Source organism: Pseudomonas sp. PGPR N4, from assembly GCF_059693665.1.
In genome coordinates this window covers 429,358-442,098 of sequence record NZ_JCAUKV010000003.1, presented here as the reverse complement: position 1 = coordinate 442,098, position 12,741 = coordinate 429,358, and the positions used below count along the sequence as shown (strand labels likewise).

Annotated in this window: 11 protein-coding genes; 1 reads left to right on the top strand and 10 read right to left on the bottom strand. The window is 60.7% G+C overall.

Going from position 1 to position 12,741, the window contains the following annotated elements; translation table 11 throughout:
* Positions 1 to 230: 230 nt before the first annotated feature.
* The 3 genes from AC58X1_RS15885 to AC58X1_RS15875 all read right to left on the bottom strand — a co-directional run bounded on the left by AC58X1_RS15885 (position 231) and on the right by AC58X1_RS15875 (position 2,014).
* On the bottom strand, positions 231 to 968 hold the full coding sequence (locus AC58X1_RS15885; protein ID WP_150572037.1) for a LexA family transcriptional regulator: 738 nt from the start codon (positions 966 to 968) through the stop codon (positions 231 to 233).
* Positions 969 to 1,358: 390 nt separating this feature from the next.
* Positions 1,359 to 1,652, bottom strand: coding sequence for a hypothetical protein (locus AC58X1_RS15880; protein ID WP_497429132.1), 294 nt, complete (start codon positions 1,650 to 1,652; stop codon positions 1,359 to 1,361).
* Complete coding sequence (locus AC58X1_RS15875; protein WP_497429131.1) at positions 1,640 to 2,014, bottom strand: LexA family protein; 375 nt, start codon at positions 2,012 to 2,014, stop codon at positions 1,640 to 1,642. Before AC58X1_RS15875 ends, AC58X1_RS15880 begins: the two co-directional genes overlap by 13 nt.
* A gap of 2 nt (positions 2,015 to 2,016) precedes the next feature.
* Between AC58X1_RS15875 and AC58X1_RS15870 the strand changes: the two genes are divergently transcribed.
* Complete coding sequence (locus tag AC58X1_RS15870) at positions 2,017 to 2,205, top strand: hypothetical protein (RefSeq protein ID WP_497429130.1); 189 nt, start codon at positions 2,017 to 2,019, stop codon at positions 2,203 to 2,205.
* Between the two features lie 79 nt (positions 2,206 to 2,284).
* On the opposite strand, the gene AC58X1_RS15865 is transcribed toward AC58X1_RS15870, so the two are convergent.
* The 7 genes from AC58X1_RS15865 to AC58X1_RS15835 form a co-directional block, all read right to left on the bottom strand.
* A complete protein-coding gene (locus tag AC58X1_RS15865; protein ID WP_497429129.1) occupies positions 2,285 to 2,788 on the bottom strand; it encodes a DUF2514 domain-containing protein in 504 nt (167 codons plus the stop codon).
* Entirely contained in the window at positions 2,785 to 3,411 is a 627-nt protein-coding gene (locus AC58X1_RS15860; protein ID WP_497429128.1) for a glycoside hydrolase family 19 protein, read from the bottom strand. Before AC58X1_RS15860 ends, AC58X1_RS15865 begins: the two co-directional genes overlap by 4 nt.
* Positions 3,412 to 3,472: 61 nt before the next feature.
* Complete coding sequence (locus AC58X1_RS15855) at positions 3,473 to 3,697, bottom strand: hypothetical protein (RefSeq protein ID WP_497429127.1); 225 nt, start codon at positions 3,695 to 3,697, stop codon at positions 3,473 to 3,475.
* 21 nt (positions 3,698 to 3,718) lie between these two features.
* The gene (locus AC58X1_RS15850; protein ID WP_497429126.1) at positions 3,719 to 4,570 is read right to left on the bottom strand and encodes a hypothetical protein; all 852 of its coding nucleotides are present in this window, start codon (positions 4,568 to 4,570) and stop codon (positions 3,719 to 3,721) included.
* Between the two features lie 316 nt (positions 4,571 to 4,886).
* Positions 4,887 to 10,880, bottom strand: a complete 5,994-nt coding sequence (gene gpJ, locus AC58X1_RS15845; protein ID WP_497429125.1) for a TipJ family phage tail tip protein — start codon at positions 10,878 to 10,880, stop codon at positions 4,887 to 4,889.
* 59 nt (positions 10,881 to 10,939) lie between these two features.
* Positions 10,940 to 11,542, bottom strand: coding sequence for a tail assembly protein (locus AC58X1_RS15840; protein WP_497429124.1), 603 nt, complete (start codon positions 11,540 to 11,542; stop codon positions 10,940 to 10,942).
* A 443-nt stretch (positions 11,543 to 11,985) separates the two neighbouring features.
* On the bottom strand, positions 11,986 to 12,741 hold the full coding sequence (locus tag AC58X1_RS15835) for a C40 family peptidase (protein WP_497429123.1): 756 nt from the start codon (positions 12,739 to 12,741) through the stop codon (positions 11,986 to 11,988).

The window sequence follows — 12,741 nt, the reverse complement described above, 5'->3', positions numbered from 1 at the left end:
AACCCTCTGAACAGTTGAGGCCTGTTCATCGCTGCCTTTGCAACAACCGGTTTCTGCCCGGCTTGAGAAACACGTTATGCGCATATGCATATGCAGTCAATGCATTTATTCATAGAATTTCACATGAGGATTTGCTGATATGCATGAAGGCCATGCATCACGCTGGCTGTAGGACTTTTCTGCAGGCGAAAAAAAACCCGCCGAAGCGGGTTTGTTCTGACGATGTTCACTCAGCGGGCGTACATCCCCCACCAGAAGACGTGGCCCAGCAGGCTGATCTGCTCATCCTGCATCTGCTGGAAAGTGTAGTCCTCGTCGGGGTGCTCATCGCGGTTGAAGCTGCGCAGGCGGATGCCGGTTGGCAAGCGATACACCTGCTTTACACGCAACTGGCCGTTGTGATTGATGGCATAGAGGTCGCCATCGACGATATCGCCGATCGCACATTTACCGGTATTGACACCTACCGTGGCGCCATCACGCAGCACCGGCAACATGCTGTTGCCGCGCACGGTCACGCACTTGGCGTTGTCGAACTGGACGCCATTGTGGCGCAGGCTGCGCTTGCCGAAACGCAGGCGCGCACGCTCGCTCTCTTCGATGACGAATCTTCCTGATCCTGCTGCCAACTCGACCTCGCGAAGAAAGGGCACGCTAACCTCGTCGTCCTCGACGGGTGTTTCATCGTCCCACAGGCTGATATCGCTCATGTCGGCATGACCATGAGCCGGCTGCGCCGCTTCACGCGACTCGCCGAGTTCGGCGCGGCCACGTAACTGGTCGGTGCTGACGGCGAAATACTCGGCGATTTTGGAGACGTGCTTGTCTGACGGATCAACGATCTTTTCGCTGAGAATCCGCGAAAGCGTGGATTGGGGAACGCCCGTGCGCCGGTGCAGCTCCGTCGGAGACAGGCCGTGGCGGTCGAGCAAGGTCTTGAGTACGGAGGCTACGTTGCGTTTTTGCATAAGCCGCATAATGCAACGAGTTGTGCGCAAATGCAATTGATGCGGCAGCGCACCGGCCAGCCTGCGCTTGGCAGAGCGCGGCAATCCAATGGCGTATCGTCCCTGCATCGCCGGGCAAAAGTCTGTAACATTGCCGGTTTCAAAATCGCCCACCGAATCACGCTGTAAGGCCCCGAATGTCTGACCTCTCCGCGCACACTCCAATGATGCAACAGTAGATGCTGGGTCAGTGCATAGGGCGCGCCGTTACTGGGCTGCGCGGCCATGCTGTCTAATACAGATTGCGAGCTTTCCGCGAGTTTCGACCAGTAAAGTCGAGATGCTATCGAGCAGTATTAGACAGCTAAATCCCCCCCTCCGGCGTCCTGCCGACCGAATCACCAACCAAAACTACACCGTCCGACACCACCACGACTGCGCATATAGCACGCCGTCGACCTCCTCCACACCATTGATATTGATGCCGAGCTGGGCCATGCCATTCACCTTCGCATCGTGCAGGCGCGGGATTACGTCGGCGCCGGGCGAATGGGTGAAGACCCAGGCCTGAGTCGACACCCTGCCCAGCGGTGCGCTGTGGTGATCGCCAATATGAATGTCGGCCTTGAGCGCCTGGATCTTCGATAGCTGGTCGGCCGGGATGGCCACGCCCAGCTTGCGCCGCCGGACGATCAGGAAATACATGACATCGGCCCGTGGCTGCGCAGGCTGTAGGTAACCACACCCCAGACCGAGAACTCGTCACCCTCCATGATGAACCGCGGCGCGTACCGAGGATTCTCGGAGCGCAACACGATCTGCCGGCCAACATAGTCGAGCCGTTTGCAGACTGGCTCGCCATTCACCGCCGCAATGACGATGTGGCCGGCCCGCGCATCGATCGCCTTGTCGACGATCACAACGTCCTCGTCGAAGATCCCGGCACCCTGCATGCTGTCGCCGTCGATCTTGACCAGGTACACACTGGGCGCATGCACCTGCAGCAGTTCGTCGAGGGATATGGCCTGCAGGTCTTCGGCTCCCGCGAAAGCACTCACGGACTGCATAGATGGCCAGCCTCCAAGCCATAGAGACGAGCCGCCTCTGCCAGCTCGAGCATGTCGGCGAGCTGGTCGGCGTCCACCTCCTTTCTGCGGTGAGCGGCCAGGGCCATGACCTCCAGCACGGCCGCTCTTCCCTCGGGGTCGTCGGCCAAGGCAGCGACATCATCGAGCTCAGCGACCCAAAGCGCAGGTAAGTGTTGTGACATGGCGGCACCCGATACTGTATATAAAAACAGTATCGTAATGCCGAGCTGCTTCTCCGGCAATCGCCAGTCAGCGGATTACGCTCATGGCGGAGTATTCGCGCTCGCATTGACGCCCAGCTATCAGGGCGCGGTCATAAGCTTTCGCCAGCTCTCCCGCTCGAGCATCAGCCCGTGCGAGCAGGTCGGAGAGCACCATGGCGGCGCGGGTGGCTGCCTGGCCTCTGGCGAGAGCGGCGGTATCCGTGCCGGGGCAACCGACGGAGGCGGCGAGTTTTTCTGCGTCGTCGCGCATCCGCTGACCAGCAGGATCGGCGCCAGCAGCACCAGCATCAGCAATCGTTCGTTCTTCATGGCCATGGGCTCTAGCCTCCTCCTGCGCCTTGGCGCGTCGTTGTTCTTCTGATCGAGCGTCACGCTCGCCCAACACCTCGGCCAGGCGATCGCCGCTGTCACGTTGTGCAGACACCAAGCCTGCCTCCGCACGCTCAACAGATCGGCCGTGCTGATAGGTCAACCAGTGTGAGCTGACCACAAGCAAAAGCACGATCACGCGCACGCCCCAGCCACTCACGCCAGCACCCGCACAGCAATGTCGTACAGCGCCTTGCGCTCAGCAGCGCCATGCGGCACGCGCCCAAGCTTGCCCGTGTTGATGACGCTGCCGATGTCCTGGATGCGGCCGGCGTCGGCCAGCTCGTTGAGCCCGTGCTTCGCCCACCACCACGCGGCAGACTGCGCAGCGTGCTCGGCCTGCTCGAGCAGTTCGGGCTGATCCTCCAGCGGCAGGCCCAGCGCGGCGCCGGCGGAACGGTAGTTGTCGCGGCCGGTGAGCTGAATCAGGCCGCGCCCGCGGTATCGCCACCCATTCCCCGACGACTCGGGGCCATTACCCATGCGCCCGCCGTAGACGCGGTTGGCGATCTTCTCCGGCTGCCGGGCGTATGCCGGCGCAGTCTGGGCGGTAAACCTGCTTGGCCAGGTCCGCAGCAGCGCGTCGGCGCTATAGTTCAGGTTCTCCACCAGCACGCGCAGCTGACCTGACTCGTGGCCGACCTGCGCCAGGAAGGCGGCCATGCGCAGCCGGCTATCAATCTTCCAGCGCGCTGCGGCCCGGTTCAGTGCAGGCAAAAAAACGCCCGCAACAGGGCGGGCTTTGGGTAGAACCTGCAGCAGCTGCTGCTCAGTGATCGGCATTCATTTTCTCCAGGCGTAAACAAACCCGCACTTGGCGGGTCTAGTTGATTGATGGCGGGCGTCAGGCGGCGGACGCCTCAGGCTCTGCTGCTGGCTCGGCCGGTTCCTTGGCGGTGACGGTGACCTTCGCGCTGTAGTCCTTGAGCACTTGGGCCACGCACACCTGAGCATTCGGAAACTGGTTCAGGATTTCCCGGGCGCGGGCGTCGGCCTCTTCTTGAGAGGCGTAACGGATTTTGTTGGCAGCGTCGTAATCGTTGGCCAGATTGATGGCTACATAAGGCATGTGTGTTTCCTCTTTCAGTGATTATCTAAACGGAAATGGGTAGTCCGACGCTCGAATAACGAGCGCTTGCGGTTGTCGGTCAGTTGGGATATCGAACCAGATGGTGTCGTTGTTGGTAAATATGGTTGATAGGGATGAAGCTGAGGGACTGAAGAAAAACCTGACACCTCCAGAGGAGCCACCACACCCTTCATTGGCACTCAACTTGTTAATGCCGTTGAAATCCCGCCCATGGGTAACTCCTGCACTTCGAGAAAAGGTAAGGTAGGCAGCAAGTTCTCCTGCGACTACCGGGACAAAGGCAGCGCCCTTAACTTGCGGAAAATCGCCAGACGACCATTCTCTGCCCGAAGCTTCGTTAGCGCCGCCAACATAGGGAGTCCACCTTTGGTCACTGTTGGCAACAACAGGCGCGCTGATCGCGGGTGGGTTCACTGCAGCGATAATGTTCAAAGGTGGCATGCCAGTTGTAAAGCTGAGCCGTCCGTTAGCGTCGTAGCACTCCATGCCTGTCCGCTCCCCGACATCTCGCATCAGGTCGAACACAAACGCTTTGGTGTTCGGCGTGCACCCTTGGAAGAACAACGTTCTTACGTTCCCATTCACTGACTCTCCACACGGTTTCCCATCCCCAACCAAGAAGACGATCGGTGATACCGCGTCGCTTATGCTGATGCCGCATATTGGGTCACGCAACTCCCGGTAATCGTAGCTACCCTCCTCGTTTGGGGGTAACTGAGCAGACTTGAGGTAGAACCTCCCCCACCGATCTACAAGGTTCAGGTATCCACTCTTAAGCAGGCCGTAACTGATCCGATCGATGTCAAATAGGAGGGAGCCGTCCTCCTTGTAGGCTTGGAATCCAACAGACATAAATCATCCTAATAGTACCCAAAATAAATACGACAGTTAGCAGAGAACTGACCGAACCACGTTGAATGCTGATACTGCCAAGACAACGTATTACCGGTAACCGTTACACCTGGCTTCTTTCCTTTCCATTGCTGCGTATCAACTAGTGTGACTATAATATAGAAGCGCTGTTTTCCTGCGGGGAGATCAGGCATAGCAACAGCGCCATTCACAGCATTGGTAACTACTTCCCCTTGATGCTGACTGATCGACGTAGCCATGTTTACGTGTAACTTACCATCGGCGCCGTATATTTCCAGACCATTTGCCATAACTTCTACCACACCCCCATGCGGACCCGAAGAACCCCGCCCACATAAACCTGAATACCGTCCTTATTCACATGAACTTGGCTGTATGTACTCGTTGGGTGCCTCATTATGATCGTTCCAGAGTTGAAGTCCATTGACATAACTGGACCTCCCCAGTTGGTCATCGCTACCGACGAAATGGTACTGCCGACCAGAGCGTTACTTACTGCGAGCTTCGAAATCAGAGCGTCATTCATAAACACCTGACCGTTCTGGATTGCGAATGGGCTGACGAAGCCGCTCCCGGACGGGTTCAGCACTGCGAACCTGTCTGCCATCACTGCGAAGGTCGATTGCAGCACGCCGGCGTTATTCTCGACGCCTACACCGAAGCCTGCGGCCACGTAACGCCCGCCCGATGCAACCTGGAGCTTGACCGAGTACGACGCACCGACCTTGTCGCTGAGCGAAGACTGCGCCGTTGCCACCTGCTGCACCGACGCCGTGTTGTTGCCAACGGCGGTTTGCAGGCCAGTGATCTGCTGCGCCTGGGCGCTCAAGTCGCTTCCCTGCTGCGTGACCTTCGAATCCAGCGAGGACACTGCTCGACTCGAAGCGCTTGGTCCCAGCCGCCCAATCGCAATCCAGTCCACCTCGAACACACCGCCGGACACGTTGCCAAAGTCCATGCGGATGTTGGTGATGGTGCTGTTCACCCAGTCGGCACCGCCGGCCGTCAGCGCTGCCATGTCCCACTCAACAACTGTGGACTGACCCACGGCCAGGTTCGGGTTGGCGATCGCCTTGTAATACGACGCGGTCTGTCCGTGGCCTGACGTCGAGTAGTAGATGCGACCATCCCAGTCGCCGACCGGGCCCGCCCGCCGAGTGATCCTCGCCCTGATTAGCGGGTACTGCGCACCCACCACCGCAAGCGTTCCCGGGCTGACGATTCTCGGATCGGCGCTGTTTGCGGTGATCGTCATCGCACCGTTGGCTGCACTGATCGTCGCTCCCGCGACCGTCCAGCCATCGGTGCCGGTGTCGAACTGCCAGAGCGCATCCTGCGCAGGGTCAAGACCCGAAGCGCCGATCGAGCCCTGCAGCGAGCCAAGCGAGTTGTTCAGCTCGGTAATGCTGCCCGACTGGCTCGTGTTCACACCCTCAGCTGCAGTGACACGATTGGTCAGCGCATCGACAGCCGAGGCCGAAGCCTTGGTTGCCAGACCATTGGTGGAACTGTTCACCGAGTTCTCGAGCGTGGTAGTACGGTTGGCCACGCTGGACAGATTGGTCCCCTGCTGGCTGACGGTGGAGCTCAGGCCATCCACCGCAGCAGATGCTGCTGCAGCGGCGTCAGCGTTCACTTGGCCGTTATCACGCCATCCCGTCGCCCTTGGCGCGTATTCCGCTTGAGGCCGAGCGATCTCTACTACGCCAGGTGTACCAGAGGTGCCAGGACCATAAGCCCTGAAGTAAATCTGGGCTTTGGCAGCATTGACCGGGGCTACCGCCGAGAACTGAATGCGGCTGCCCTCTACGGTCAGGGGCAGAGCCGCAGAAGCCGGGCTGCTCAATGTCGCGTCCTGGGCATTCAGCCAAACAATGAAGATCCGCATGTTCACCGGATCACTGCCCCGGCGCACGAACGCTGAGGCAGTCACAGTCTGGTTCGCCGCGACGCTGACCCGTTTGGCGCCAGTGGTCCTGAGCGACCTGTAAGTGCTGGTGGACGTGAGACCGGTAGCCGAGATGCGCTGAGCCTTTTCAGCGCTGTTCAGCCAGGAAGCGATCAGTGTGTCCGTAGATGGAGCAGGGCCTTCAACCTCCCAGCCGTCAGCTGCGCCGCTTGCGCTGGCGGACTTGCTGAACGTGGAATTGAAGAACAGATTCTCACCACCCGCGTCGCCGATGGTGTTGCTCAGTTCAGTCAATTGCCCGGAGGCGCTGGTCAGTCCGGCCTCGGTGGCGCCGACCCGCCCGGTGAGGGCAGTTGTAGCAATGGCGTTGGTGGTGATCCCAGCAGCGTTGACGCGCCCGTTATCCCGCCACCCCGTCATCAGAGCGCCCAGTTCCAACTGGAGCCTGTCCCACTCGCACCAACCGGTGCTGCTTGCACCACTCAGCGGCCCACGGATGCGGAAGATAATCCGCACCGAGACTGTGCCGGCAGGCGCCGGCGCCGAGGTTCGGCTGAAGCGCTGCCAGGCTTCCGGAGCGATGGAAGCATTCTGGGAGCTGGCCCCATCGGTGCTGATGTTCGCCCCGCTGGCGTCCCGCCACTGGAAGAACAGCTGCGCGATGAGCCCGTCCGTAGCCCGGAAGCTACCGGAGACGGTGAGCACCTGCCCCTCCGACACACCAGGCCACTTTGGCGTGTCCTGCACCAGGTCAACGTAGCTGCTGGCATTCGGCACAGTCACGCCCAGGCGCAGCGCTTTCCCCGATGGATCCAGGGTAGAGGCAACAATGCTTGCAGCAAGCGTGACGCCGGTATTACCGAGTATCCAGCCGTCAGGCAGTGTAGAACTTCCTGCACTGACCACATCCAGAGACGGGTTATAGAGCAGGTTTTCTGCCCCGACCTGAGTCAGCGATGCGTTGATGTTGGTGATGGCCTGACCAGCCGCCGTGATCTCCTGACCCTGCTGGCTGACGGTATTGCCCAAGGATTGCACGGTCGACGCATCTGCCTTCGTCGCAACCTGCGTCAACGCGCTGGCCGCAGCCGCGGCGGCATCGGTGGCCACCTTGTCGGTCACCGCGACCCACGCGCTACCGCTCCACCGTTTGGGCGTATTGGCATTGCCCGTGGTGTCGATCCAAAGGTTCTGCGCCAGGCGATCGGCCACTGCCGGCGCGCTCGACTGATACAGCACCTTGCCCTTGGCGCCAGCAGCGTCGGATGCAGACTGAGCCGCTTGCTGCGCCGCCGTGACGTTCTGATTGGTCGCGGTCAGGCCGTTCTGCACACCTACGATGGCCTGGCCTTGGCTCTGCAAGCCCTGCTCGTTCTGCGAAACGCGGCTCGACAGGCTGCTGACCGTGGAGGCATCAGCTTTGCCGTTGATGCTGGTACGCAGGCCGTCGATCTGCTGGGCCTGCGCGTCGATATCGCCGTTGAGCTCGGTGACAGTGGTTTCCACGGTACCGACGCGCGCGGCAAGGCCGTTCGCTGCCTGTACAGCTTGGCCGATGTCGGTCCAGTAGGTGGTGTTCGGCGGCGGGTTGCCGGCTGGCACCGCCACCTTGGCCTGATACAAACGACCATCTTCGCCCAATACGCTTTGGCCGATGGTGTAGGCCTGATCGGGCTTGTACGGCATGGAGTCGGCCAGGTCAGCGATGCCGTCGATCTGCTGCTGCAGCTCCGACTGCACCTCACCGACGCGGTTGTTCACGTCGACAATCTGCTCGTTCAGGTCGCTGCGGACTGCGCCGAGGCGATCATTGACCGATCCTGGGCCGTCCTTGTCGATCAGGTCGATCCGGTCAGTCAGCTCTTGGCCAAGGTGGCTCTCGAGGATCTCGCCTGTGATCTGCTCGAGGATCGGGCCTGCATCAATGCTCGAACGTCCCGAGACAACTGTCGGGGCCACCGGGAAGAACGGGCCGACGTTGCCGGTGCGGTCCACCAGGCGCGCCCAGAAGAAGAACTGCTGCCCGCCACGCAAGCCCTGCAGGACGTGCTCGGCCTGAGGGTAGGCCAAGTCAGCCAGCTTGGTCGCTTGCTCCAGGTCGATGCCCTCGCTGTACCACAGCTCGGTTCGCTGGGTGTCCTCGGCACCAGCAGGGAAACCCCAGGTGACCTTGATCCCGAAGAGCAGGCTCTCGGTGGTCAGGTGGGTGACGGCCGGCGGCACGCCCTCCTTGCCCTTGAGCTCCGTTAGCATTGAGCTGCGCCAGATCGAGGTGATCTCGAAAGCGCTGACTGCCCGGACGCGGGCCAGGTAGGCGCCGGCGTAGATGCCCGTGACATCCACGGACGTGGTACCGACGCGCTGCAGGCGGATCCAGTTGCCGCTGTCTTTCTTCCATTCCACGTCATAAGCAACCGCGCCTTGCACAGCTGGCCACTCGATGGTCATGGTGCTGACGGCAATGCCTTGGTCGACCGCGTAGCTTGAGGTCAGCGTGACGCTGTCCGGGGCCGGCACGGTAGTGACCGGAATGACGCTTATAGGACGCTCGTCGAGCTTTGCACCGCTATCGATCGCTGCGAACTTGCTTGGGTTGAACTCCAGAGCGGTGAACTCGTACTCGCCTTCTGCCGTGCGCTTGCGCTTCAAGACGCGGAAAAGCTGAACAACCAGGTCGCTGTAATCAACCGCCCACTGCAACTGCGGCTCAGGCTGCAGGGTGTAAGCCGTGGTGACGGTTACTCTGCGCCCAGTAACAGATTGCACAGTCTTGGCCTGTGCGGTGCCGTTGGGCAGGTTGACGATCAGCCTGTCGCCAGCTTTCACCGGCGCGTCTCGGTCCAGGGTCACGGTGCGACCCGAGACGGCAGAGATACGTCCACCGTTTGGCCGGCCTGCGACCAGCTCGTCGGCAACAGGGATCACGAAGCCGGGCAACACGTTCGCCCCTTCCATGCCCGTCTTGAAGGTAACGGTGCGGTCCTGGTTATTGCTGAGCAGCGCCCACTTACCGCGGCGCTGAGCCTCGCTGGCCCGGGTGCAACCGATCGCTGATATCTCGATGGGGCGATCCCGGTACCGGCGCTGCAGTGCGTTGTCGGTCACCGGGATGACGTCGGTGTCGTAGTTGTTGGCCGGGTTGTCGTAGCTGATCAGCGCTCGACTGTAATGCGTGTCCCGGCCTGCGCCGCCATACACAAAGTCGCCGTCGATCACGTTCGACCTGGTGAAGGTGTAGTCGATGTCCTGCGCGCGCGGCATGTCTGCCTGCATGTACAGCGAGCCCTGCGCCCAATACACCATCCCGCGGTAGATTGCGGAGAGGTCGCGCAACAACGTCCAGGCCTCGGCCTTGCCCTGCAGGTTCAGGTCGCACAGGTAGCGAGGTTCCATCCCGCCCACGCCATCCGATACCAGCTGATCACAGTACTGGCCGATCCGGTACATTTCCCACTTGTCGACCATCCACGACTGGATGCGCTTTCCTAGGCCGAAACGGTCGTTGACGCAGATGCCGTAGGTGGCCCACACGGGGTTGTTGGTCCAAGCCTGCTTGAACGTGCCATCCCACACGCCCGCGTAGGTGCGGTTCACTGGATCGTAATTGCTCGGCACCGGCCAGCGCTGAGCCTTGCACTTCACCGTGACAGCCGGGATGTTCTGGAACTGCTCGGCGTCGAACTCGATGTAGAGCAGCGCGGTGTTTGGGTAGCGCAGCTTTTGGTCGATGATCTCGGTATAGCCGGCGATCGTCATGGTGTCGGCGATCAAACCGGTGTTGGCGTTCTGGGTGAGTCGCCGGACGCGGAAGGCCCAGCCGGAGGTTGCCGCGGGCAGATTGACACGCTCGGATCGCTGATAGCCGTTGGTAGTTTTCCCATCAACCGCGCCACGCAGCGCCTCAGTGAAGGCTCCGCCATCAGTCGACACCTCAATGGCGTACTCAATCCGGTAACCGTTTGTGTTGCCATTGCTATCCTGCCGCAACAACCTTGGCCAGGCGAAGCGAACACGAAACGCCGACAGCTGGGTATTGCTCAGGGTGCGCGTGAACGGGTTATCGCTGCGCAGCTCGACATTGACCGTGGTCTCGTTCTCGATCGACGGGATACCCTGGATGTATTCCTGCTCGACAGAACCTGGCCGCCACTCCCACTTCACACCGGGGAAATTGAGATTGCCGCTGCCATCTACGATCGGCGTGTTATCGAGGTAGATGTCACGATCAGTCGGAGTGCCTTCGAACTCACCCTCGCCCACCGCCAGCAGGATCTTGGCGATGTTGGTAGAACGAAGGCTGTCCGGCGATTCAACGGGGGTCTTTGGTTTGCTCTCTCCGCCCTTTGCCCCGGCGATATCCAGGTGAGCTGCTGCGGCCATGGTTTCCTCCAGGCGAAAAAAAACCGCTCGAGGCGGCTGATGTTGAATGTTGCTGGCTGCTATGCCTTGTCCTCGGCGAGGATTGAGGCTGAGATGATGGCGCCGCCCCACCGGCGCTCACCGATGCAGATAGGGACCGGGTTGCCGCTGGCAGTGGTGTTCTTGGCAGAGCCGAAAGCGTAGGACGGCATGTTTTCTGGTCCGCCGCTCATAGAGAGACCCTTCGCCTGCGGGCTAAGCATCTGGATAACACCTCCAACAGCCATCGATCCGCCTCCCATCCCGATAGCCAGTGCGGTCGCTGCAGACCAGCCCAACGGGTTCCACCAAGCCAAGGCAATGATTACGACACCGATGATGGTCTGCAGTACGCCGGCGCGCTTACTGCCGGTGACTACGGGGGCAATCCGGATATCGCCCGAGCCACCATACCCAAGCTCCTTTTCCTCCAGATTCTTACTGCCACGGAAGATTGCAAACTCGACCCCCTCGGCTTTGGCATTTGCGAGGAACTTCTCGAACCCGGGAATCTGGACACAAAGCGCCTTGATTGCCTCAGCTGGGGACCGCACAGATAGCCTAAAAGATCGTCCAAATTTTCGGAGCTGACCATACAGAACAACATTCGTCATCGGCTGATATTCAATTGCAAGGGAGGACATAATTACTCCAGGCGAAAAAAACCACCCGGAGGTGGTTGATGGTTGTTTCAGCTGGTCTATCCGGCGCAAGACCTAACTGCATCAAGTACACGTTCGAGAGGTGACTGCCAGGTTCGGTAGAAGTGGTAGCTGATTCGCGATCCGTCCTTAGCTGGAGTGACGTCGACCAAGTGGAGAGGAGCCTGCACGTCAGGTGCAAGAATCGAGAAGCGATCGCCCGTAGACTGAAGGACGCCGCCCACGCTTGCGCCAAGGACGGTGGTGCTCTGCCAAGCATCACGAATACATTCCGCCACCTGCTGTGGCTGCTTTCGGGAGCCAAGCTCCAGCAGGGGCGGATTACTCCTGGTCTCGCCTACACTCGCGCACCCCGCCAGCGCCACGAGGCACAATCCCACCATCACAATTCGCATAAGCCGCCTCCCGGTAAATGGCTGAATGTATCACTTCGCATCTCGGTGCCGCAGCACCAGCCGGGTTCGATCCAGCCATGGCCCGCCGAACACGATGATCTCCGATGGCCTGCCGTACAGGTGGTGCAACAGGAAAGGTCCAGGGCCGAACACCTCGGCCTGCTCCCCCGGCAGCGCCGGGTCATTGCCGAGGAAGATGCCTGCATGGTTAGGATGCGCGGTGCGCCCTATGGCCATGATGACCAGATCGCCTCGCTGAGGACGATCTACCTGATAAAACCCTGCCGCCTCGTAGCCATCTTCATAGTGGCTCGGTCCATCTGCCTTTTCCCACCAGCCATCCTCGCGGGCGTAGGTCGGAAACTCCAAACCCCACTCGCGCTGGTACCAATCCGCGCAGACCTGCCAGCAATCCCAAGCGCCGTGTACAAAAGGTCGGCGCAGCAGCGGGGTTTCGCCGGTGGGCGTGATCGTGCGCAGGTCGCCCTCCGGCCATGACAGGATGTGCCATGGCACCCCGGTCGCTTCGCACATGGCCAGGTCACGCGGTGACGGCCGGCTGGTCGCATCTGGGTGCGAGTGCACGATGCCAATGACCTCGCCCTGGTCTTCGGCTTCGGCGTACTGCTCCGGCGCGATGCGAAACTCTTCTGTCGGCTCGGTGGCCACGTTCACGCATGGGTAGTAGACCTGCTTTCGGCCCACGGCCAGCAGCAGCCCGCAGCACTCGCGCGGGTACTCCGCCGCAGCGTGCTGCTGCACGGCGGCGAGGATGTGTTTGCGCAT

Coding starts and splice junctions, on each gene's coding strand:
- AC58X1_RS15885 (WP_150572037.1), bottom strand. CDS start 968: ATGCAAAAACGCAACGTAGCCTCCGTACTCAAGACCTTGCTCGACCGC.
- AC58X1_RS15870 (WP_497429130.1), top strand. CDS start 2,017: ATGGCCAGCCTCCAAGCCATAGAGACGAGCCGCCTCTGCCAGCTCGAG.
- AC58X1_RS15835 (WP_497429123.1), bottom strand. CDS start 12,741: ATGCGCAAACACATCCTCGCCGCCGTGCAGCAGCACGCTGCGGCGGAG.
- AC58X1_RS15880 (WP_497429132.1), bottom strand. CDS start 1,652: ATGTATTTCCTGATCGTCCGGCGGCGCAAGCTGGGCGTGGCCATCCCG.
- AC58X1_RS15855 (WP_497429127.1), bottom strand. CDS start 3,697: ATGCCTTATGTAGCCATCAATCTGGCCAACGATTACGACGCTGCCAAC.
- gpJ (WP_497429125.1), bottom strand. CDS start 10,880: ATGGCCGCAGCAGCTCACCTGGATATCGCCGGGGCAAAGGGCGGAGAG.
- AC58X1_RS15860 (WP_497429128.1), bottom strand. CDS start 3,411: ATGCCGATCACTGAGCAGCAGCTGCTGCAGGTTCTACCCAAAGCCCGC.
- AC58X1_RS15850 (WP_497429126.1), bottom strand. CDS start 4,570: ATGTCTGTTGGATTCCAAGCCTACAAGGAGGACGGCTCCCTCCTATTT.
- AC58X1_RS15875 (WP_497429131.1), bottom strand. CDS start 2,014: ATGCAGTCCGTGAGTGCTTTCGCGGGAGCCGAAGACCTGCAGGCCATA.
- AC58X1_RS15840 (WP_497429124.1), bottom strand. CDS start 11,542: ATGTCCTCCCTTGCAATTGAATATCAGCCGATGACGAATGTTGTTCTG.